Annotated in this window: 13 protein-coding genes and 1 pseudogene; 4 read left to right on the top strand and 10 right to left on the bottom strand. The window is 64.1% G+C overall.

The features are described from left to right. Window positions 1–57: 57 nt before the first annotated feature. The 4 genes from ACF8SD_RS20685 to ycaC all read right to left on the bottom strand — a co-directional run bounded on the left by ACF8SD_RS20685 (window position 58) and on the right by ycaC (window position 4202). Entirely contained in the window at window positions 58–1899 is a 1842-nt protein-coding gene (locus ACF8SD_RS20685; protein ID WP_173891764.1) for an amidohydrolase, read from the bottom strand. A 393-nt stretch (window positions 1900–2292) separates the two neighbouring features. After that, the gene (locus ACF8SD_RS20680) at window positions 2293–3111 is read right to left on the bottom strand and encodes an alpha/beta fold hydrolase (RefSeq protein WP_173891536.1); all 819 of its coding nucleotides are present in this window, start codon (window positions 3109–3111) and stop codon (window positions 2293–2295) included. 38 nt (window positions 3112–3149) lie between these two features. After that, window positions 3150–3458, bottom strand: coding sequence for a hypothetical protein (locus tag ACF8SD_RS20675; protein WP_173891537.1), 309 nt, complete (start codon window positions 3456–3458; stop codon window positions 3150–3152). 114 nt (window positions 3459–3572) lie between these two features. Continuing rightward, the gene (ycaC, locus tag ACF8SD_RS20670; protein ID WP_009681621.1) at window positions 3573–4202 is read right to left on the bottom strand and encodes an isochorismate family cysteine hydrolase YcaC; all 630 of its coding nucleotides are present in this window, start codon (window positions 4200–4202) and stop codon (window positions 3573–3575) included. A gap of 310 nt (window positions 4203–4512) precedes the next feature. On the opposite strand from ycaC, the gene ACF8SD_RS20665 reads away from it, so the two are divergent. After that, window positions 4513–5940, top strand: a complete 1428-nt coding sequence (locus ACF8SD_RS20665) for a mechanosensitive ion channel family protein (RefSeq protein WP_173891538.1) — start codon at window positions 4513–4515, stop codon at window positions 5938–5940. A 108-nt stretch (window positions 5941–6048) separates the two neighbouring features. On the opposite strand, the gene ACF8SD_RS20660 is transcribed toward ACF8SD_RS20665, so the two are convergent. Next, on the bottom strand, window positions 6049–7335 hold the full coding sequence (locus tag ACF8SD_RS20660; RefSeq protein ID WP_392485055.1) for an NAD(P)/FAD-dependent oxidoreductase: 1287 nt from the start codon (window positions 7333–7335) through the stop codon (window positions 6049–6051). A gap of 165 nt (window positions 7336–7500) precedes the next feature. Continuing rightward, complete coding sequence (locus ACF8SD_RS20655) at window positions 7501–8991, bottom strand: aldehyde dehydrogenase family protein (protein ID WP_173891540.1); 1491 nt, start codon at window positions 8989–8991, stop codon at window positions 7501–7503. A 136-nt stretch (window positions 8992–9127) separates the two neighbouring features. Between ACF8SD_RS20655 and ACF8SD_RS20650 the strand changes: the two genes are divergently transcribed. Both ACF8SD_RS20650 and ACF8SD_RS20645 read left to right on the top strand, forming a co-directional pair. Continuing rightward, on the top strand, window positions 9128–10018 hold the full coding sequence (locus ACF8SD_RS20650) for a LysR family transcriptional regulator (RefSeq protein ID WP_392485053.1): 891 nt from the start codon (window positions 9128–9130) through the stop codon (window positions 10016–10018). A 180-nt stretch (window positions 10019–10198) separates the two neighbouring features. Further along, window positions 10199–11593 (top strand): VOC family protein, encoded by a 1395-nt coding sequence (locus ACF8SD_RS20645; protein ID WP_392485051.1) that lies wholly within the window; start codon window positions 10199–10201, stop codon window positions 11591–11593. Between the two features lie 119 nt (window positions 11594–11712). On the opposite strand, the gene ACF8SD_RS20640 is transcribed toward ACF8SD_RS20645, so the two are convergent. The 3 genes and pseudogenes from ACF8SD_RS20640 to ACF8SD_RS20630 form a co-directional block, all read right to left on the bottom strand. Further along, a complete protein-coding gene (locus ACF8SD_RS20640) occupies window positions 11713–12435 on the bottom strand; it encodes a methyl-accepting chemotaxis protein (RefSeq protein WP_392485063.1) in 723 nt (240 codons plus the stop codon). A gap of 132 nt (window positions 12436–12567) precedes the next feature. Continuing rightward, window positions 12568–13611: pseudogene (locus tag ACF8SD_RS20635) on the bottom strand (Cache 3/Cache 2 fusion domain-containing protein); the annotation flags it as partial. Between the two features lie 274 nt (window positions 13612–13885). Continuing rightward, the gene (locus tag ACF8SD_RS20630) at window positions 13886–14812 is read right to left on the bottom strand and encodes a LysR substrate-binding domain-containing protein (RefSeq protein WP_392485050.1); all 927 of its coding nucleotides are present in this window, start codon (window positions 14810–14812) and stop codon (window positions 13886–13888) included. 153 nt (window positions 14813–14965) lie between these two features. Between ACF8SD_RS20630 and ACF8SD_RS20625 the strand changes: the two genes are divergently transcribed. Then, a complete protein-coding gene (locus tag ACF8SD_RS20625; protein WP_392485049.1) occupies window positions 14966–16354 on the top strand; it encodes a NorM family multidrug efflux MATE transporter in 1389 nt (462 codons plus the stop codon). 83 nt (window positions 16355–16437) lie between these two features. On the opposite strand, the gene ACF8SD_RS20620 is transcribed toward ACF8SD_RS20625, so the two are convergent. After that, window positions 16438–18105 (bottom strand): bifunctional diguanylate cyclase/phosphodiesterase, encoded by a 1668-nt coding sequence (locus ACF8SD_RS20620; protein WP_173891546.1) that lies wholly within the window; start codon window positions 18103–18105, stop codon window positions 16438–16440. Between the last annotated feature and the right edge of the window lie 197 nt (window positions 18106–18302).

Below are 18302 nucleotides of genomic sequence, written 5' to 3'. Positions count from 1 at the left end.
AACGCTTGACTGACAGGCATTACCGGCGCGGCCCCTTCTTCTCGACATCACATCAGCTTAGAAAGCAAAGCACGAACAGCCCAGCGCCCCCCAGAAGCCCTGGAAGTCGTTGACCGGCACACTCGATTTGCGCGCCTTGTCATGGCTGTGCGCATGCACCCCGCACGGCCCCGAACACTGGTGCACGGCTGCCGCCAGCGACGGCGTACCCACGCGCCAGTGCCCCGGCACCTTGGCTACTGGAGACCACTCCGGCAGCACCGGCACCTGCGGTGGGCCGAGGCGGTCGAATTCGCCGGCACCGTATACCACCTTGCCATCGACAATGGTCAGCACCGATTCGATGCCCTTGATCGCTTCTTCATCAACGCTGAAGAAGTCCAACGACAGTGCCGCCAGGTCGGCCAGTTGGCCTACTTTGATCTGGCCCTTCTTGCCCTGCTCGCTGGAGAACCAGGCGCTGCCCTGGGTGAACAGCTGCAGCGCGGTCTCGCGGTCCAGGCCTTCCTTGTACAGCTCCATGCCGCCAACGGTCTTGCCGCTGACCAGCCAGTACAGCGAGGTCCAGGGGTTGTAGCTGGACACGCGGGTAGCGTCGGTGCCCGCGCCGACCGGCACGCCCATCTCGAGCATGCGTTTGATCGGCGGGGTCTGCTCGGCAGCCTTGGCGCCATAGCGGTCGACGAAGTACTCGCCCTGGAAGGCCATGCGGTCCTGGATGGCGATGCCGCCGCCCAGCGCACGCACGCGCTCGATGTTCTGCGGGGTGATGGTTTCGGCGTGGTCGAAGAACCACGGCAGGCCATTGAACGGGATATCGCGGTTGACCTTCTCGAACACGTCGAGCATGCGCGTGATCGATTCGTTGTAGGTGGCATGCAGGCGGAACGGCCAGCGCTGCTCGACCAGGTGGCGCACCACCGGCTCCAGCTCTTCTTCCATGGTCTGCGGCAGGTCCGGGCGCGGCTCGAGGAAGTCCTCGAAGTCGGCAGCGGAGAACACCAGCATTTCGCCAGCGCCATTGTGGCGCAGGAAGTCGGTACCGCTGTGCAGCTTGACGCTGGATGTCCACTTCTTGAAGTCGTCCAGTTCTTCCTTGGGCTTCTGGGTGAACAGGTTGTAGGCAATGCGCACTGTCAGCTGGTTGTTGTCGGCCAGCTCCTGGATCACCGAGTAGTCGTCGGGGAAGTTCTGGTAGCCGCCGCCAGCGTCGATGGCACTGGTCAGGCCCAGGCGGTTCAGCTCACGCATGAACTGGCGGGTCGAGTTGACCTGATACTCCAGCGGCAGCTTCGGCCCTTTGGCCAGGGTGGCGTAGAGGATCATCGCGTTCGGGCGGGCGATCAGCATGCCGGTGGGGTTGCCGAACTTGTCGCGCTGGATTTCGCCGCCCGGCGGGTTCGGGGTGCTCTTGTCGTAGCCGACAGCCTTGAGTGCGGCACGGTTGAGCAAGGCGCGGTCGTAGAGGTGCAACAGGAACACCGGCGTATCGGGTGCAGCCTGGTTGATTTCTTCCAGGGTCGGCATGCGTTTTTCGGCGAACTGGAACTCGTTCCAGCCACCCACCACACGCACCCACTGCGGGGTAGGCGTGCGCGCAGCCTGGTCCTTGAGCATGCGCAGGGCATCGGCCACCGACGGCACGCCTTCCCAGCGCAGCTCCAGGTTGTAGTTCAGGCCGCCGCGGATCAGGTGCAGGTGCGAGTCGTTCAGGCCGGGGATGACCGTACGCTGCTTGAGGTCGACGATTTGCGTGCTGGCGCCCTTGTGGGCCATGGCCTCGGCGTCGTTGCCCACGGCGATGAAGCGGCCGTCCTTGATGGCGACGGCGGTGGCAGTGGGCTTTTCGCGGTCAACGGTGTGCAGCTTGCCGTTGAACAGAATCAGGTCGGCGGTCATGGAACCTCCTTGGGTGGATGCGTGAGCGGAACCGGCGGCGCCGGTGAAGGGCAATGCAGACCAGAGCGCGCCGGCAGCACCCAGTACGGTGCTGCTGGCGAGGAACTGGCGACGGGTCTTGTCGTGGCGGTCCTGGGACATGGTGTTCTCCGTCTCTGCGCGCGGCGGCGGCAGGCGCGACTGCAGAGCATGCCGCCTGGTACAGGGGCAAGGCTTGGATGGATGTGCGGTGGGGCTGTAGAAGGTTAGCCGTGATCAAGTTTTGTGTTGCCTGGGCTGGCCCTAATCGCCGGCAAGCCAGCTCCCACAAGGGCTTCACAGCTTCTGAGCCGTGAACAGCCCCCGTGGGAGCTGACATGCCGGCGTTTGGGGCCGCAAAGCGGCCCCGGCTACTCAGCGACTCAAGAACGCCAGCAAGTCCTCATTCAGCTGCTGCGCGTGAGTCACGGCAAACCCATGCGGCGCGCCGGCGTACACCTTCAGCTCAGCTCCACGAATCTGTTTCGCTGCCTGCTTGCCGGTAGTCTCGAACGGCACGATCTGGTCGTCATCGCCATGGATCACCAACGTCGGTACATCGACCTTGGCCATGTCCGACCGGAAGTCGGTTTCGGAGAACGCCGTCACACAATCCAGGGTGGCCTTGAGCGACGCCATCAGCGCAATGTTCAAAGTCTGCGTCTGCACGCCCTGGGATACCTGCTGCCCATGGTTGATGCCATAGAACGGCGCGGCGAAATCAGCGATGAACTGCGCCCGGTCGGCACGCAGACCAGCCACGATACCTTCGAACACCGATAGGTCGACACCCTCGGGGTTGTCGTCACGCTTGCCGAACACCGGCGTAACGGCGCCCAGCAGCACCAGCCCGGCGACCCGCTCGGTGCCGTAGCGACCGATGTAGCGGCTTACGTCACCGCCGCCCATGGAGAAGCCGACCAAGGTCACCTCACGCAGGTCGAGGTGTTCGATCAGCTGGGCGATGTCATCAGCGAAGGTGTCGTAGTCGTAGCCGTTCCATGGCTGGCTCGAGCGCCCGAAACCGCGGCGGTCGAAGGCAATGGCGCGGTAACCGCGGCTGGCCAGGAACTCCATCTGCGTGTCCCACATATCGGCATTCAGCGGCCAGCCGTGGCTGAACAGCACGGGCTTGCCGGTGCCCCAGTCCTTGAAGTAGATCGAAGTGCCATCGCGGGTAACGAACGTGCTCATAGCGGTATCTCCTGAAAGTGTCGAGGACAGGGGCTGGCTCAGCCGCGCAGCCAGTTGGCGCAGCGACGGGTTACCCAAGGCATGATGTAGAACACCACGGGCAGAATGACGAACAGGTTGACGATCAGGTTGCCGGTGATCACGCCCCCCAGTGGCGGGAAGCGGGCAAACAGCGGCGCCAGCAGTTGCGGCACGACCATGGTCATCGGGCAGATCACCAGGTAGGTTAGCAGCGCCTGCTTCCAGCGCGGTGGTTGCGCGGCCGAGGTACCCGGCGTGCTATCGAGCACCTGGTGCTGCAGGCATACGGTCACCACTTCGCGGTTGTCTTGGAGTGCGGTGTTCATCGGCGTTCCTTGGATGAGCTTGCCCACAGCCACTGTGCAACGGCCAACGGGCGCTGGATTGGATAAGTGTGCTGCCCTGCGCGGGCACCGGCTGAGCGTGCCCGCGGGCGCGGCTTACTTGTTGGCGTTGAAGGCGTTGTAGCTGGTCATGAGGTTGCGGTAGTCCGGGATGTGGTTGGAGCACAGCGCGGCCAGGCCTTCAATGTCGTTGCGCCAGTCGCGGTGCAGCTCGCAGGCAACCCCGAACCAGGTCATCAACTGGGCGCCAGCGCGGCTCATGCGGTCATGGGCGGCGTCGCGGGTCATGGCGTTGAAGGTGCCGGACGCATCGGTAACCACGAACACGTCGAACTCTTCTTCCAGGGCGGCCAGCGCCGGGAAGGCTACGCACACTTCGGTGACCACGCCGGCGATGATCAGCTGCTTCTTGCCGGTGGCCTTCACGGCCTTCACGAAGTCTTCGTTATCCCAGGCGTTGATCTGGCCTGGGCGGGCGATGTACGGCGCGTCCGGGAACAGGGCTTTCAGTTCCGGCACCAGCGGGCCGTTGGGGCCTTGTTCGAAGCTGGTGGTGAGGATGGTCGGCAGGTTGAAGAACTTGGCCAGGTCAGCCAGGGCCAGCACGTTGTTCTTGAAGGCATCCGGCTCGATGTCGCGCACCAGCGACAGCAGGCCAGCCTGGTGGTCGACCAGCAGTACGGCGGCATCGTCTTTGTTCAGGCGGTTGTATTTGAAGTTGGTCATGGGGGTAGCTCCTGAGGGTTTTGATTTCAGTAATTGGGGTGTTTCGCGTTGATGGGAGAAGATTAAAACCTTCACATTTGGTGCGGTAGATAGCTGTTTTTGGCTTTAGCGTTCTGTTTCAGGAACGATAGATCGGCGCTGGATTTGCTGGCCTCTTCGCGGGCTTGCCCGCTCCCACAGGGACCGCACCACGCTCAGGTTACGCACGATGCCTGTGGGGGCGGGTTTACCCGCACGTAGGCTCCCATTGCCTGCCCGGCCAACCTGCTCTATTACTACCCACAGCCCTCCCCTCACCCCCGAGACCACCATGCTGGCGTTCATCCAGTCGTCCCCGTTGTTGCTCGGTACTGCCCTGATCCTGCTCGACCTCGTAATCTGGCAGTTGATCCCCCTCCAGCACCGGGCCTGGCGCATCGGTACGCGGCTGGTGCTTTTCGTGTTGTTCAGCGCGGTGCTGGTGGCCGCCGGCATGAGCCCGCTGCAGCCACCGCCCTGGCCGGACGATGTTGCGCGCAACCTGATGGCCACGGTATTGGCCATAGGCTGGTGGCTGCTTGGCGCGCGCACGGTCACCGTGGTGTTCGGCCTGTTGCTGGTAGCGCGGGGTAGCCACGGCGGGCGCTTGCTGCAGGACGTGCTGGGGGCGCTGATCTTCCTTGCCGCGGTAGTCGCGGCGGCAGGCTATGTGCTGCAGCTGCCAGTCAAGGGCCTGCTGGCCACCTCGGGTGTGATGGCCATCGTCATAGGCCTGGCGTTGCAGAGCACGCTGGCCGACGTGTTCAGCGGCATCGTGCTGAACACCACGCGGCCCTACCAGATTGGCGATTCGATCGCGATCGACGGCACCGAAGGCAAGGTGCTGGATATCGACTGGCGGGCCACGCGCCTGCTCACAGGCACAGGTAGCCTGGCGGTGATCCCCAATTCGGTGGCAGCCAAGGCGCGCCTGCTCAACCACAGCAGGCCGGCGGATGTGCATGGGGTGTCGATCAATGTGGTAGTACCGGCCAAAGTGCGGCCCAGGCGGGTGTTCGACGCACTGGAAAAAGCCCTGCAGGGCACCAGCGCGATCCTTGCGTCACCTGCGCCCAAGGTGTCGGTCAAGGCCTCGACACTGGAGTCGGTGGAGTACGAGGCCAGCGGGTTCATTGCCGACATGAGCGGCAAGACTGCGGCACGCAACCAGTTGTTCGACCTGGCGCACCGCCACCTGGAGGCGAGCGGGGTGATGTGGAACGTCGACCTGGCCATGCCGCCACGCAGCCGACAGCGCGAAGTGCTGGACGAGGTGCGGGTGTTCCGTTCGCTAAGCGCTGAAGAGCGTGACGCATTGAGCCAGCGCATGACGGCGGTGGAGTACCTGGCGGATCAGGTGATCCTGGAGGTAGGCGCGCATTCCGAGCATTTGCTGGTGATTGGCAGCGGCGTGGTGTCGGCCTCGGTGCGCGATGGCGACAAGCTGCTGGAGGCCGGCCGCATGGGGCCGGGCGAGGTGCTGGGGGTCGAGGGGATCATTGACGAAGACGAGTCACTGGCCGAGTTCCGCACCCTGACCAGCTGCGTGCTGTACCGCATCGACAAAGAGCAGGTGAAAAGTTGCCTGGCGCAACGTGGCGATGTGCAGACGGCGCTGAGCAAATTGCAGCGGTTCCGGCGCCAGAGCCGGGAGTCGTTGTTGCTGCAGAAGCCGGCCCTGATCAAGAAGGGCGGCTTTCTCAGCTGGCTGCACAAGTAAGCCTGTACTGGCCCTATCGCCGGCAAGCCAGCTCCCACATTGACCGCACAGGCCTCAGGGCTTATGCAGTACCTGTGGGAGCTGGCTTGCCGGCGATAGGGCCAGTGCTTACAACACAACCCTCAGGCATTGCCCCGCGTGGTACAGCGAGAACCCGGACTCATAGAATGCGGTGCGCAGCGATGGCGCACTCACGCCACTCATTGGCGAGAACGGAATCGGCAGGCTGCCGGCATCACCCTTGAGCAGGAACTCGGCAAACGCCCGGCCAATCACGGTGCCGGTGGTATTGCCCCGCCCGTTATACCCGGTTACCGCCACCAGCCCCGGCGCCGGCTCGAACAGGCGCATCAGGTGGTCGGGGGTGAAGTCAATGCAACCGGTCCAGTGCATTTCCCACTCGACCTTGCCCAGGCGCGGGTAGTAATGGCTTTGAATGCGGTCAGCCCAGCTGCGCACGAACCAGGCGGGCTTGTTGTCGACCCGGCCCAGGCTGCCGAGCAACAGGCGGCCCTGGTCGTCACGGCGGATACTGCTGAGCACGGTGCGGGTGTCCCAAGAGCCCTGGCCGTGCGGCAGTACCTTGTCGGCCTCAGCGCCTTGCAGCGGCTTGGAGGCGACCTGGTAGTAATAACCGCGGAAGAACTGCTTCTGCAGGTTGCTCCAGTCGCCTTCGGTGTAGGCGCCGGTGGAAATCACCACCTTGTCGGCCCGTACCGAGCCACGGGCCGTCTTGACCCGCCAGGCGCCGCCCTCGCGCGCCAGACCTTCTACAGCCGACTGCTGGAACAGCTGGCCACCCAGGCGCACCACGGCCGCAGCCAGGCCCTGGGTGTAGCCCATGGGGTTGATGGTGCCGGCGCGGCGGTCGAGCAACGCGGCGGAAATCTTGTCGGTGCCACAGTATTCCTGGCACTGCGCACCGGTCAGCAGCTCCACGTCGGCACCGCGACGGCGCCACTGCTCGTGGCGGGCCTCGAGGTCGGCGATGCCGGTGGCGTTGTGCGCCATGTGCAGCGTGCCTTTGTGCTGGGCCTGGCAGTCGATGCCCAGGCGCTCGATCATTGCGAACACTTCAGCCGGGGCTTCACCCAGCACCTGGTTCAGGCGGCTGCCCTGCTTCTGGCCAAGGGTCGCCTCGACGTCGTCGGGGCGGATCCAGGTACCGGCATTGACCAGGCCGACGTTGCGCCCGGAGCCCCCGTGACCGACCTTCCAGGCCTCCAGCAGGATCACCGACTTGCCCTGCTCGAGCAGGTGAATGGCCGCCGACAGGCCGGTAATGCCGCCACCGATCACGCACACATCGGCCTTGTGCTCACCGGCCAGGGCCTGGGCGGCCACGCTCGGTGTGCTGACGAATTCCCACAAGCATTGTTGACGCAGTTCGGACATGGCCCGGCTCCAGCAATTTGTTCTTGTTGGGGCTGCCTTGCAGCCCATTCGCGGGTAAACCCGCCCCTACAGGGGCCGCACAGGTTTGAAAGCTGTGCAGTGCCGGTAGGAGCGGGTTCACCCGCGAACCGGGGGCAAAGCCCCCGGCCATGCAGCATCAACCGATCAGTCGAACACGATTCCCTGTGCCAGCGGCAGCTCGCGCGAGTAGTTCACGGTGTTGGTCTGGCGGCGCATGTAGCCCTTCCAGGCATCCGAACCGGATTCCCGGCCACCACCGGTCTCTTTCTCGCCACCGAACGCACCGCCGATCTCGGCACCGCTGGTGCCGATGTTGACGTTGGCAATGCCGCAATCACTACCCGCAGCGCTCTGGAAACGTTCGGCCTCACGCAGGTCGGTGGTGAAGATGCACGACGACAGGCCTTGTGGCACTTCGTTGTTCAGGCGCAGGGCCTCTTCAAAGTCGTCGTAGGCCAGTACGTAGAGGATCGGGGCGAAGGTTTCGTGGCGGACCACGTCACTTTGCGCCGGCATTTCGGCGATGGCTGGCGACACGTAATAGGCATTCGGGTATTGCTCGGCCAGCTGACGCTCACCACCGAACACCTGGCCACCTTCGTCGCGGGCCTTGGCCAGGGCGCCCTGCATGGCGTCGAACGACAGCTTGTCGATCAGCGGGCCGACCAGGTTGTCCTTGCGCGGGTCGCCAATGCGGACTTTGCCGTAGGCGGCTTTGACCCGGGCAACCACTTCGTCCTTGATCGAACGGTGCACGATCAGACGGCGCAGGGTGGTGCAGCGCTGGCCGGCGGTACCGACCGCCGAGAACAGGATGCCGCGCACGGCCAGGTCGAGGTCGGCGCTGGGGGCCAGGATCATGGCGTTGTTGCCGCCCAGTTCAAGAATGCTGCGGCCGAAGCGTGCAGCCACACGTGGGCCGACTTCGCGCCCCATGCGGGTGCTGCCGGTGGCGCTGACCAGCGGCACACGCGGGTCGTCGACCAAGGCTTCACCGGCTTCACGGCCACCGATGACCAACTGCGCCAGGCCCGCCGGGGCGTCACCAAAGGCTTTCAGGGCTTTCTCGAACAGTGCCTGGCAGGCCAGGGCGGTCAGCGGGGTTTTCTCGGACGGCTTCCATACCACCGAATTGCCGGCCACGAGGGCCAGGGCGGTGTTCCAGGCCCATACCGCGACCGGGAAGTTGAAGGCGCTGATCACGCCGACCACCCCCAGCGGGTGCCAGGTTTCACGCATGTGGTGCCCTGGGCGCTCGGAAGCGATGGTCAGGCCGTACAGTTGGCGCGACAGCCCCACGGCGAAGTCGCAGATGTCGATCATTTCCTGAACTTCACCCAGGCCTTCCTGGGTGATCTTACCGGCTTCGATCGAGACCAGCTCGCCGAGGTCGGCCTTGTGCGCACGCAGCACTTCGCCAAACAGACGCACCAGTTCGCCGCGGCGTGGTGCCGGTACGCTGCGCCAAGCTTCGAAGGCGCTCTGGGCCTGGTCGATGCGGGCGGTGGTCTCGGCCTTGCCGAGCAGTTTCACCGAGGCGATCTGGCTGCCGTCGATCGGCGTGTGAACAGGGTAATCGCCCTGGGTGTAAGCCTCGGCGGTAACGCCAAGGCGCTCGAGCAATCCAGCAACCATTTGTGCTTCTCCTACATCGGGTGATGGGGTGGAAAAATGATGTGGATCAGTATTAATCCGATCACATAGGTACAACAAACGACCTTTATTCCGCATATCATTCCACCAGGTAATGATTCGTATCGCAGAGACCGCTATGTCCAAACGCCTGGTGCCCTCCATGACCGCCCTGCAGTGCTTTGAAGCTGCAGCCCGCCATTTGAGTTTTACCCGTGCCGCTGAAGAGCTGCACCTGACCCAGAGCGCGGTCAGCAAGCAGGTGGCGCAACTAGAGGACATGCTGCGCCATCACCTGTTCCTGCGCATTCGCCGGCGCCTGCAACTGACCCCGGCCGGCAGCCTGTACCTGGCCGAGGTCAACAAGATCCTTACCCAGGTGGATATGTCCAGCCGCTACGTGCTCACCTATGGTGAGCAGACCGAGATACTGAAGGTCGCCACTCAACCGAGTTTTGGCGTGCGCTGGCTAATCCCGCACCTCAAGGGCTTTGGCAAACGGCACAGCAATATCCACCTGGATATCCGCAACGAGATGGAGCCGTTCGCCCTGCTGCAAGGTTCGGCGGATGTGGTGTTTTTCTATGGTCAGGGCACCTGGCCGGGTGCCACCTGCGTGGCGCTGTTCGGCGAAGAAGTGGTACCGGTGTGTGCGCCGGAGCTGCTGGCCGGGCGTGAGTTAGCGGGCGCCGAACAGTTGGCCGAGCTGGTGCTGCTGCAGAGCACCTCGCGCCCCGAGGCCTGGCACGAGTGGTTCCTGGAGCAGGGCCTGCACAGCGTCAACGCCTACCACGGGCCGCGCTTCGACACCTTCTATATGGCATTGAGCGCCGCGCAGACAGGCTGCGGGGTAGCACTGGTGCCGCGCTACCTGGCAGCCAAGGAGCTGGCCGACGGCAGCCTGGTGGTGCCATGGGATCACGCCATGCGCAGTGCCGGGGCGCATTACCTGGCGTATGCCGAGCATGCGGCGGAGGTGCCCAAGGTACGGGCGTTGGTGGAGTGGATCGGCGAGCAGTTGCAGGTTTGAGGTTGCCGGGCCGCACCTCAACCTGTAGGAGCGGCCTTGTGTCGCGTTGGGCTGCAAAGCAGCCCCAATGGCCCTTGAGGTCGATCAAAAAAGGAATGACACACTCACTTTTTTTCGCTTGTGAGCAAGGTGCATTCCCAGCTTTCATGTAAGTGTCCGAACCTAACCAGGAAGCTAGCGATGCCCGCCCACGATTTCGTCAGCCCCGACAGCATTCGCGCGCAGTTTTCTGCCGCCATGTCGCTCATGTACAAACAGGAAGTGCCGCTGTACGGCACGCTGCTGGAGCTGGTGAGCGAAATCAACCAGCAGGTCATGGCCCAGCAGCCCGACGTGGCCGAGGCCCTGCGCTGGACCGGCGAAATCGAGCGCCTGGACCACGAGCGGCATGGCGCCATCCGGGTTGGCACCGCCGCAGAACTGGCCACCATCGCCCGCCTGTTCGCGGTGATGGGCATGCAGCCGGTTGGGTACTACGACCTTAGCTCTGCCGGTGTGCCGGTGCACTCCACCGCGTTCCGCGCGGTGCACGAGCAGTCCCTGCACATCAGCCCGTTCCGGGTGTTCACCTCGCTGCTGCGCCTGGAACTGATCGACAACCCGCAACTGCGCGAACTGGCCAAGAGCATCCTGGCCAAGCGCCAGATCTTCACCCCGCGCGCCCTCGACCTGATCGCCCAGTGCGAGCGCGACGGCGGCTTGAATGCCAGCGATGCCGCCACATTCGTGCAGGAAGCCCTGCACACCTTCCGCTGGCACCAGGACGCCACCGTCACCGCCGCGCAATATCAGCAGTTGCACGATCAGCACCGGCTGATTGCCGACGTGGTGGCCTTCAAGGGCCCGCACATCAACCACCTGACCCCGCGTACGCTGGACATCGATGCCATTCAGGTCGGCATGCCGGCCAAGGGCATTCCACCCAAGGCCGTGGTGGAAGGCCCGCCCACCCGCCGCCACCCGATCCTGCTGCGCCAGACCAGCTTCAAGGCCCTGCAGGAAAAGGTCGCTTTCAGCGACCAGCAGGGCAGCGAAGGCAGCCACACCGCGCGCTTTGGCGAAATCGAGCAGCGCGGTGCGGCCCTGACACCCAAAGGCCGCCAGCTGTACGACACATTGCTCGATGCCACCCGCGCTGCCTTGGGTGGGGCACCGGCCGAGGCCAACGCCGAGCGTTACATGGCACTGCTGCAGGAGAACTTTGCCCAATTCCCGGACGACTTGGCGCAGATGCGTGAACAGGGGCTGGCGTACTTCCGCTACTTCGCCACCGAAAAAGGCCTGGCCGCACGTGACCAGCAAGGCCGCCCCACCACCCTGGAGGGCTTGATCGAGGCCGGCCATGTGCACTTTGAAGCGCTGGTCTACGAGGACTTTCTGCCGGTGAGCGCGGCGGGCATCTTCCAGTCCAACCTGGGTGACGATGCGCAGGCCGAGTACGGCAGCAATGCCAACCGCGATGCCTTTGAAGCGGCATTGGGGCTGCAGGTGCAGGATGAGCTGGCGCTGTATGCGCAAAGCGAGCAGCGGTCGCTGCTGGCGTGTGCGCAGGCATTGAACCTAGGTTCGATGTAAGCCGGTAGATCGCCGGGGGCGCGCCCGCCCCCACAGGATCACCACAGGCCCAAGGCTTGCGCTGTACCTGTAGGAGCGGGCGTGCCCGCGAATGGGCCGCAAAGCGGCCCCCTGCAGTATCAGCGGAAACGATCAACTTCCTGCCGTAACTGCCCCGCCAGCCCTTCCAGCTCCCGCGCGGTAAAAGCCAGCTCATTGGCCACCTCGCGCTGCTCGCCGTTGGCCTGGGCAATGCTCTGCAAATTGCGGCTGAGCACCGTCGCCGTGCTGCTCTGCTCCTGAGTCGCCGTACTGATCACCGTGAACTGCTCACCCGCCGCACGGCTCTGCTCGTCGATACGCGCCAGCGCTTGCGCCACCTTGTCATTGCGCTGCAGACCATCCTGCATCAGCTGGTTACCCTGCTCCAGGGTCGTGATGGCGTGCCCGGTCTGCTGCTGGATGCTGGTGATCATCCCGGATATTTCATCCGTGGCCTGGCGGGTTCGTGCGGCCAGGCTGCGCACTTCGTCCGCCACCACCGCAAAGCCGCGGCCCTGCTCACCGGCGCGTGCAGCCTCGATGGCCGCATTCAACGCCAGCAGGTTGGTCTGTTCGGCGATGGCAGTGATCACGCTGATGATGCCGCCGATTTCCTGCGAGCGTGCCCCCAGGCTGTCCATCACCGTGGCCGTACCGCCGAGGGCATCGGCGATCTGCTTCAGCGAATGCGACGCTTCATCCATGGCGGTGCGGCCGATACGGGTCTGCTGGGCGTTGTCACGCGCCATGCGCTCGGTGCCCGCCATGTTGTCGGCGATGTTCATCGAGGTGGCGCTGAACTCCTCCACCGCACCGGCCATGCTGGTGATTTCACCGGACTGCTGCTCCATGCCCTCGCAGGCCTCGGCCGACAGGCCAGACAACGATTTGGCGCGCGAGCTGACTTGCTCGGACGCACTGCGAATGTGCTCGACCATGCCTGACAAGGCCTCGCCCATCTTGTTGAAGCTGCTGGCCAGTTGACCGATTTCGTCGTGGCTGGTCACGCTCAGCCGCGTGCTCAGGTCACCTGCGCCCAGCGCTTGAGCCTGGCGCACCAGCGCGTCCAGCGGGCGCAGTTTGCGCCGCAACAGCCACAAGGTGGCCGCCACCGCCAGGACCATGGCCAGCAGGCTGCCGATGGCCAGGCGCAGGCCTACGCTCCAGGTCACCTCACGAATTTCCGCCATCGGCATGCTCGCCACCACCGTCCACGGGCCTTCGGCAAAGGCGGCCGTTGCGCTGTACAGCGGTTGCTCGGCATTGGCTGGCGGCACCAGCCACTGGCCGCTCTCGTCCTGCAGGGCCAGCGAGCCGGTCTGGCCAATGCGGAAACGCTTGAGGTTGGCAAACTGGGTGTTCTGCGCATCGGTGTAGTCGAAGCCTACGAACAATACGGCGATTACCCGGCCGTTGCCGTCACTCACCGGCACATAGCGGGTCATGTAGTTGCGCTCGAACAACACGGCGCGGCCAACGTACATTTGCCCGGCCAGCAACTTGCGGTAGGCCGGGTGCTGACGGTCGAGCTGAGTGCCAATGGCGCGGCTGCCGTCCTGCTTCTTCAGGTTGGTGCTGATACGCACGAAGTCTTCGCCACTGCGCACGAACAGCGTGGCGATGCCAGCGGTCATCTGCTGGAATTCGTCAACCTGCTGAAAATCGTTGTTCAGCAAATGATCACCCAGGTACAGCGCCGGTGTTGCCTGCCCGGCGACCTGCACCGTTTCACCGGCATGCAGCGACAGGCCCGAGGCGAAGCGGCGCTCGAACAACCCGCTGAGGCGCTGGGTATTGTCCTTGAGCGAACTGTGGAAAGTTTCGAGCTGATCGGCCAGCAGGCGCGCTTCACTGGCCAGGTGCGCCTGGCGTGTGGCGAGGTTGGCCTCGTCCAGCGAACGCAGGGCAAACAGGGTACTGCCGGAAATCACCAGCGCCAGCACGATGGCGAGGGCGACACCAAGCTGCGAGGCTATGCGGGCACGGGGTTGAGACATGTGAAGCTCCTGGCAAGAGGCCGGGATCGTCCTGATCACGCTGACCGCCCGCTTCCTATCGACGGGAAGTGCGCCCTCTTCCGGGACGCTGCTGCCAGTGAATCGGCGTCGCGGGCGAATACTTGAGTGTCGGGCCGGGATATTCGCAAACGTTTTCTACACCTGTTGTGGCTCTGTCGCCGGCAAGCCGGCTCCCACACGTGCAGCACAGGTCTTGAGCGCATCGCTACCGGTGTGGGAGCTGGCTTGCCGGCGACAAGGCCAGTGCAAGCCATCAAAGGGGCGGCAGTATTTCCACATCCGGGAGATCCATGGCCGCCACCTCCTGTTCCAGAAACGCACTCAACCGGCGCAAACGCTCGCCCCCACGCCGGGTACGCGGCCACACCAGGTAGTAATCCATGCCACTGGGCACCGCCGTCGGCCAGGGCAGGCTCAGGCGCTTCTGCGCCACGTCCTCGGCCACCATCAGCAAGTCGCCGATGGAGATGCCGTAGCCACGCGCGGCGGCAATCATGCTCAGCTCCAGCGTGTCGAAAACCTGCCCACCCTTGAGCGATACCTTGCCAGCGAGGCCCATGCGCTGCAGCCAGTCACGCCAGTCGCGCTTGTCCACCGTGGGGTGCAGCAGCTCGATACCGGCCAGCCGGGACACGCTCCAGGGCTTTTCGCCAAGCAGGTCAGGTGCGCCGACCGGAATCAACAACTCCGGGAACAGCTTGCGCACCTCCCAGTCTGCCGGGAACACCCCATCGCTGAGCAACACCGCACAATCGAACGGTTCCTGGTTGAAGTCCACATGGTCCACATCCATCCAGGCGCTGGTCAGTTGTACCTCGTTACCGGGTTGCAGGTGGCGAAAGCGGCTCAGACAGGCCAGCAACCACCGCATGGTCAGGGTCGAAGGTGCCTTCATGCGCAGGATGTCATCTTCACCACACAGGGTTTCAGAGGCACGGGCGAACGCAGCAAAGCCTTCGCGCACCCCCGGCAGCAACACCCGCCCTGCTTCGGTCAGTTGCAGGTTGCGGCCACTGCGCACGAACAGGCGGCAGGCGAAATGCTCTTCCAGGGTGCGGATGTGCCGGCTGATGGCACTTTGCGTGATCGACAGCTCTTCGCCCGCGCGGGTGAACGAACTGAGCCGCGCGGCAGCTTCAAATGCGCGCAAGGCATACAGCGGAGGTAGCTGGCGCGACATAGGGCACCTGCAATCTGGGGACAGAAGCGAATTATCCGAAACTTGCAGGCATGAGTTCAACTCATGCCAACCATCGCTTTTATCCTTTTGTGCAAAGTTGACCAAAGCCTCAGAATTGCGCTTCGTTGATCACCTCAGGAACAAGGACAGCCCATGCACGTCGCGCCCACTACAGAACTCAAGGCTTTACTGCGCCTGGCCGGGCCGCTGATCGCCTCGCAGCTGGCGCACATGCTGATGGTGCTGACCGACACCCTGATGATGGCCCGCATCAGCCCACAGGCCTTGGCCGGCGGTGGCCTGGGCGCCGCCAGCTATTCTTTCGTGTCGATTTTCTGCCTGGGGGTGATCGCCGCAGTGGGTACCCTGGTGGCGATTCGCAAGGGCGCCAACGACATCGAAGGGGCCACCCGCCTGGCCCAGAACGGTCTGTGGCTGGCCTGGGGCCTGGCGCTGTTCGCCGCGCTGGTGCTGTGGAACCTCGAGCCGGTACTGCTGCTGTTCGGGCAACAGCCCGAGAACGTAGCCTCGGCTGCCCAGTTTCTGACCCTGCTGCCGCTGGCGTTGCCCGGTTACCTGACCTTCATGGCCTTGCGCGGGTTCACCAGTGCCCTCGGCCGTTCGACCCCGGTGATGGTCATCAGCCTGGTCGGCACGGTGCTGAACTACCTGCTCAACGTGGCGCTGATCGAGGGCATGTTCGGCCTACCCAGGCTCGGGCTGATGGGTATCGGCCTGGTCACTGCGGTGGTGTCGATGGGCATGGCCATTGCCCTGTCGTTGTACATCCGCTGGCACCCGGCCTATGCCGCCTACCCGCTGCGCAAGGGCCTGTCGCGCCCATCGCTGCACGCCCTGCGTGAGCTGTGGCGGCTGGGCCTGCCGATTGGCGGCACCTACATGGTGGAAGTGGGCCTGTTCGCCTTCGCCGCGTTGTGCATGGGGGTGCTGGGCAGCACCGAACTGGCGGCCCACCAGATCGCCCTGCAGATCGTGTCCACGGCATTCATGGTGCCGACAGGGCTTTCCTATGCGGTAACCATGCGTGTGGGCCTGTACTACGGCGCCGGCAACCTGCTGGCGGCGCGCAGCGCGGGGCGCGTGGGCATCGGCTTTGGGGCAACCGTGATGTTTGCTTTTGCCGCGCTGTTTTTGCTGCTGCCCGAGGCGCTGGTGAGCCTGTTCATAGACCGCAATGACCCGGGCTTTGCCGCCATCTACCAACTGGCGGTGCACTTGTTGATGGTAGCCGCCTGGTTCGAGTTGTTCGATGGCATGCAGACCATCGCCATGGGCTCCATACGCGGCCTGAAAGATGCCAAGACCACCTTCCTGATCGGGCTGTGCTGCTATTGGCTGGTAGGGGCGCCGAGTGCCTGGCTGTTCGCCTTCAACTTGGGCGGCGGGGCGGTCGGCATCTGGTGGGGCTTAGCGCTGGGCTTGGCGTGCGCGGCGGTGGCGCTGACCTTTGGTTTTGAGTGGCGGATGAAGCGGTTGTTGAGGAAAGCTGGGGTTGGTGAAGAGGCTACCGCCTCGGCCTGACTTCAGGGCCTATTCGCGGGCACGCCCGCCCCCACAGGTACAGTGCGCGGCCCTGTGGGAGCGGGCGTGCCCGCGAAAGGGCGCTAAAGGACAACCCCCAACTGACGGTCAGGCGCCTGCAGCAAAAACTCCATCAACTCCCCCACCGGCAACGGCTTGCTGACCAGAAATCCTTGCACCTGGTCACAACCAAATCCGCGCAGCAACTCCAGTTGCTCCTCACTCTCCACCCCTTCAGCCACCACTTCAAGGTTGAGGTTGTGCGCCAGGTTGATCATGGCGTGCACCAGCTTGCGGTTTTCCTCGCGCATTTCCATTTCGGCCACGAAACTGCGGTCCACCTTGAGCAGGGTGATCGGCAGGCTGTTCAGGTGTACGAACGACGAAAAACCAGTGCCAAAGTCATCCAGCGAGAAGCGCACGCCCAGGCGGCCCAGCGCATCCATGGTCTGGCGTACCAGCTCGTTGCGGCGCATGACCGCCGTTTCGGTCAGTTCGAATTCCAGCCAGCGAGCATCCACCCCGTGCTCCAGGATCAGCCGGCTCAAGGTGGCCAGCAGCTGGCTATCCTGGAACTGGCGGAAGCTCAGGTTGACCGCCATGTGCAGCGGCTCCAGGCCGCGTTCGCACAACGCCTGCATGTCGCGCAGCGCACGGGAAATCACCCAGTAGCCCAATGGCACAATCAGGCCGCTTTGCTCCGCCAGCGGCACGAACTCGCAGGGCGGTAGCAGCCCCCGCTCCGAGTGCCGCCAGCGCACCAGCGCCTCTAGCCCCACGATACGCCCATCGGCCAAGTTCAGCCGTGGCTGATAATGCAGCTCCAGTTCATCCCGGCGCAGGGCGCGGCGCAGTTCGCTTTCCAGGTCGGCCAGGCTGCGGGCATTACGGTTGATGCGCTCGTTGAACACATGGAAGGTGCAGCCCTGGCTACCCTTGGCCTGGCGCATGGCGATGTGCGCGTGCCACATCAGCGGGTCGGCGCCGCCCTGGGCACGGGCATGCGCCAGGCCCAAGCTGCAGCCCAACAGCAAGCTTTCACCATCGATCCAATAGGGCTCGGCCAAGGCCTCGACGATGCGTTCGGCAATCCATTCGGCGCGGTTGGGGTCGCGGCGCGTGTCGATCAGCAGCGCGAATTCGTCGCTGCCCAGGCGCGCCAACTGGTCCCCCGCCTCCAGTTGGTGTTTCAGCCGGGTCACAACCTGCAGGATCAGGCGGTCACCGCTCTGGTGGCCAAGGGCGTCGTTGACGTGGCGGAAGTTGTCCAGGTCGAGGTGGCCGAGGGCAACGCCCCGTCCTTCGTTTTCAGCCAGCCGTGCCGTGAGCAAGGCCTGGAAGCCCTGGCGGTTGGCGATACCGGTCAGTGGGTCTTGCTCGGCAAGGCGCTGCAAGGTGGCCACCAGCACGCCGCGTTCGCGCACATGCCGCAGCGAGCGGCGCAGGCTATCGGTGCTGAGCTGTTGGCGCACCAGCCAGTCGCTGACGCCGCTGGGGGCCACTGCGGGCTCGTCGTCCAGCAGCAGGATGGTCGGCAGCTCACAGCGCCCCGGCGCTGGTTGCAGTGCCACCGTCGCCAGGATCACGGCCTGCCGGTCATGGCTGAAAAGGCTGTCGACGGCCTCCCAGTCAGGCGCCGTCAACAGCACTGCAGTGCCGCCCAACCCCTGCACGCACTCGCGCAGCAGCACGGCCCATTCCGGCTCATCAGCCAACAGCAGCAAACGCAAAGGTTCGACAGGCGTGGACAAGCGGGCTCCTTAGGGCTTAACGGCACAACAAGAGAAAAAATGAAGATACTACTGCATGGATGAAAATGATTTTCAATTTTATACATGCACGGGAGCCTGCAGCGACCCGACGTATTTTGTCGTGCATCCTGCGCGAAACCAGGCCCGTTCGGCAAATACGATTTTTCCAGTGCATGGCATTAGCCTGACTAATACAG

Origin of the sequence: Pseudomonas sp. CJQ_9, assembly GCF_043106615.1 — a bacterium.
GTDB classification, from domain to species: domain Bacteria; phylum Pseudomonadota; class Gammaproteobacteria; order Pseudomonadales; family Pseudomonadaceae; genus Aquipseudomonas; species Aquipseudomonas juntendi.
The sequence above is the reverse complement of the archived record's forward strand: the minus strand, read 5'-3'. Positions and strand labels throughout refer to the sequence as shown.

Bases quoted from the DNA above. Each gene is read 5' to 3' on its own strand.
- ACF8SD_RS20685 (WP_173891764.1), bottom strand. From the start codon at position 1,899: ATGACCGCCGACCTGATTCTGTTCAACGGCAAGCTGCACACCGTTGAC.
- ACF8SD_RS20680 (WP_173891536.1), bottom strand. From the start codon at position 3,111: ATGAGCACGTTCGTTACCCGCGATGGCACTTCGATCTACTTCAAGGAC.
- ACF8SD_RS20675 (WP_173891537.1), bottom strand. From the start codon at position 3,458: ATGAACACCGCACTCCAAGACAACCGCGAAGTGGTGACCGTATGCCTG.
- ycaC (WP_009681621.1), bottom strand. From the start codon at position 4,202: ATGACCAACTTCAAATACAACCGCCTGAACAAAGACGATGCCGCCGTA.
- ACF8SD_RS20665 (WP_173891538.1), top strand. From the start codon at position 4,513: ATGCTGGCGTTCATCCAGTCGTCCCCGTTGTTGCTCGGTACTGCCCTG.
- ACF8SD_RS20660 (WP_392485055.1), bottom strand. From the start codon at position 7,335: ATGTCCGAACTGCGTCAACAATGCTTGTGGGAATTCGTCAGCACACCG.
- ACF8SD_RS20655 (WP_173891540.1), bottom strand. From the start codon at position 8,991: ATGGTTGCTGGATTGCTCGAGCGCCTTGGCGTTACCGCCGAGGCTTAC.
- ACF8SD_RS20650 (WP_392485053.1), top strand. From the start codon at position 9,128: ATGTCCAAACGCCTGGTGCCCTCCATGACCGCCCTGCAGTGCTTTGAA.
- ACF8SD_RS20645 (WP_392485051.1), top strand. From the start codon at position 10,199: ATGCCCGCCCACGATTTCGTCAGCCCCGACAGCATTCGCGCGCAGTTT.
- ACF8SD_RS20640 (WP_392485063.1), bottom strand. From the start codon at position 12,435: ATGGCCGGTGCGGTGGAGGAGTTCAGCGCCACCTCGATGAACATCGCC.
- ACF8SD_RS20630 (WP_392485050.1), bottom strand. From the start codon at position 14,812: ATGTCGCGCCAGCTACCTCCGCTGTATGCCTTGCGCGCATTTGAAGCT.
- ACF8SD_RS20625 (WP_392485049.1), top strand. From the start codon at position 14,966: ATGCACGTCGCGCCCACTACAGAACTCAAGGCTTTACTGCGCCTGGCC.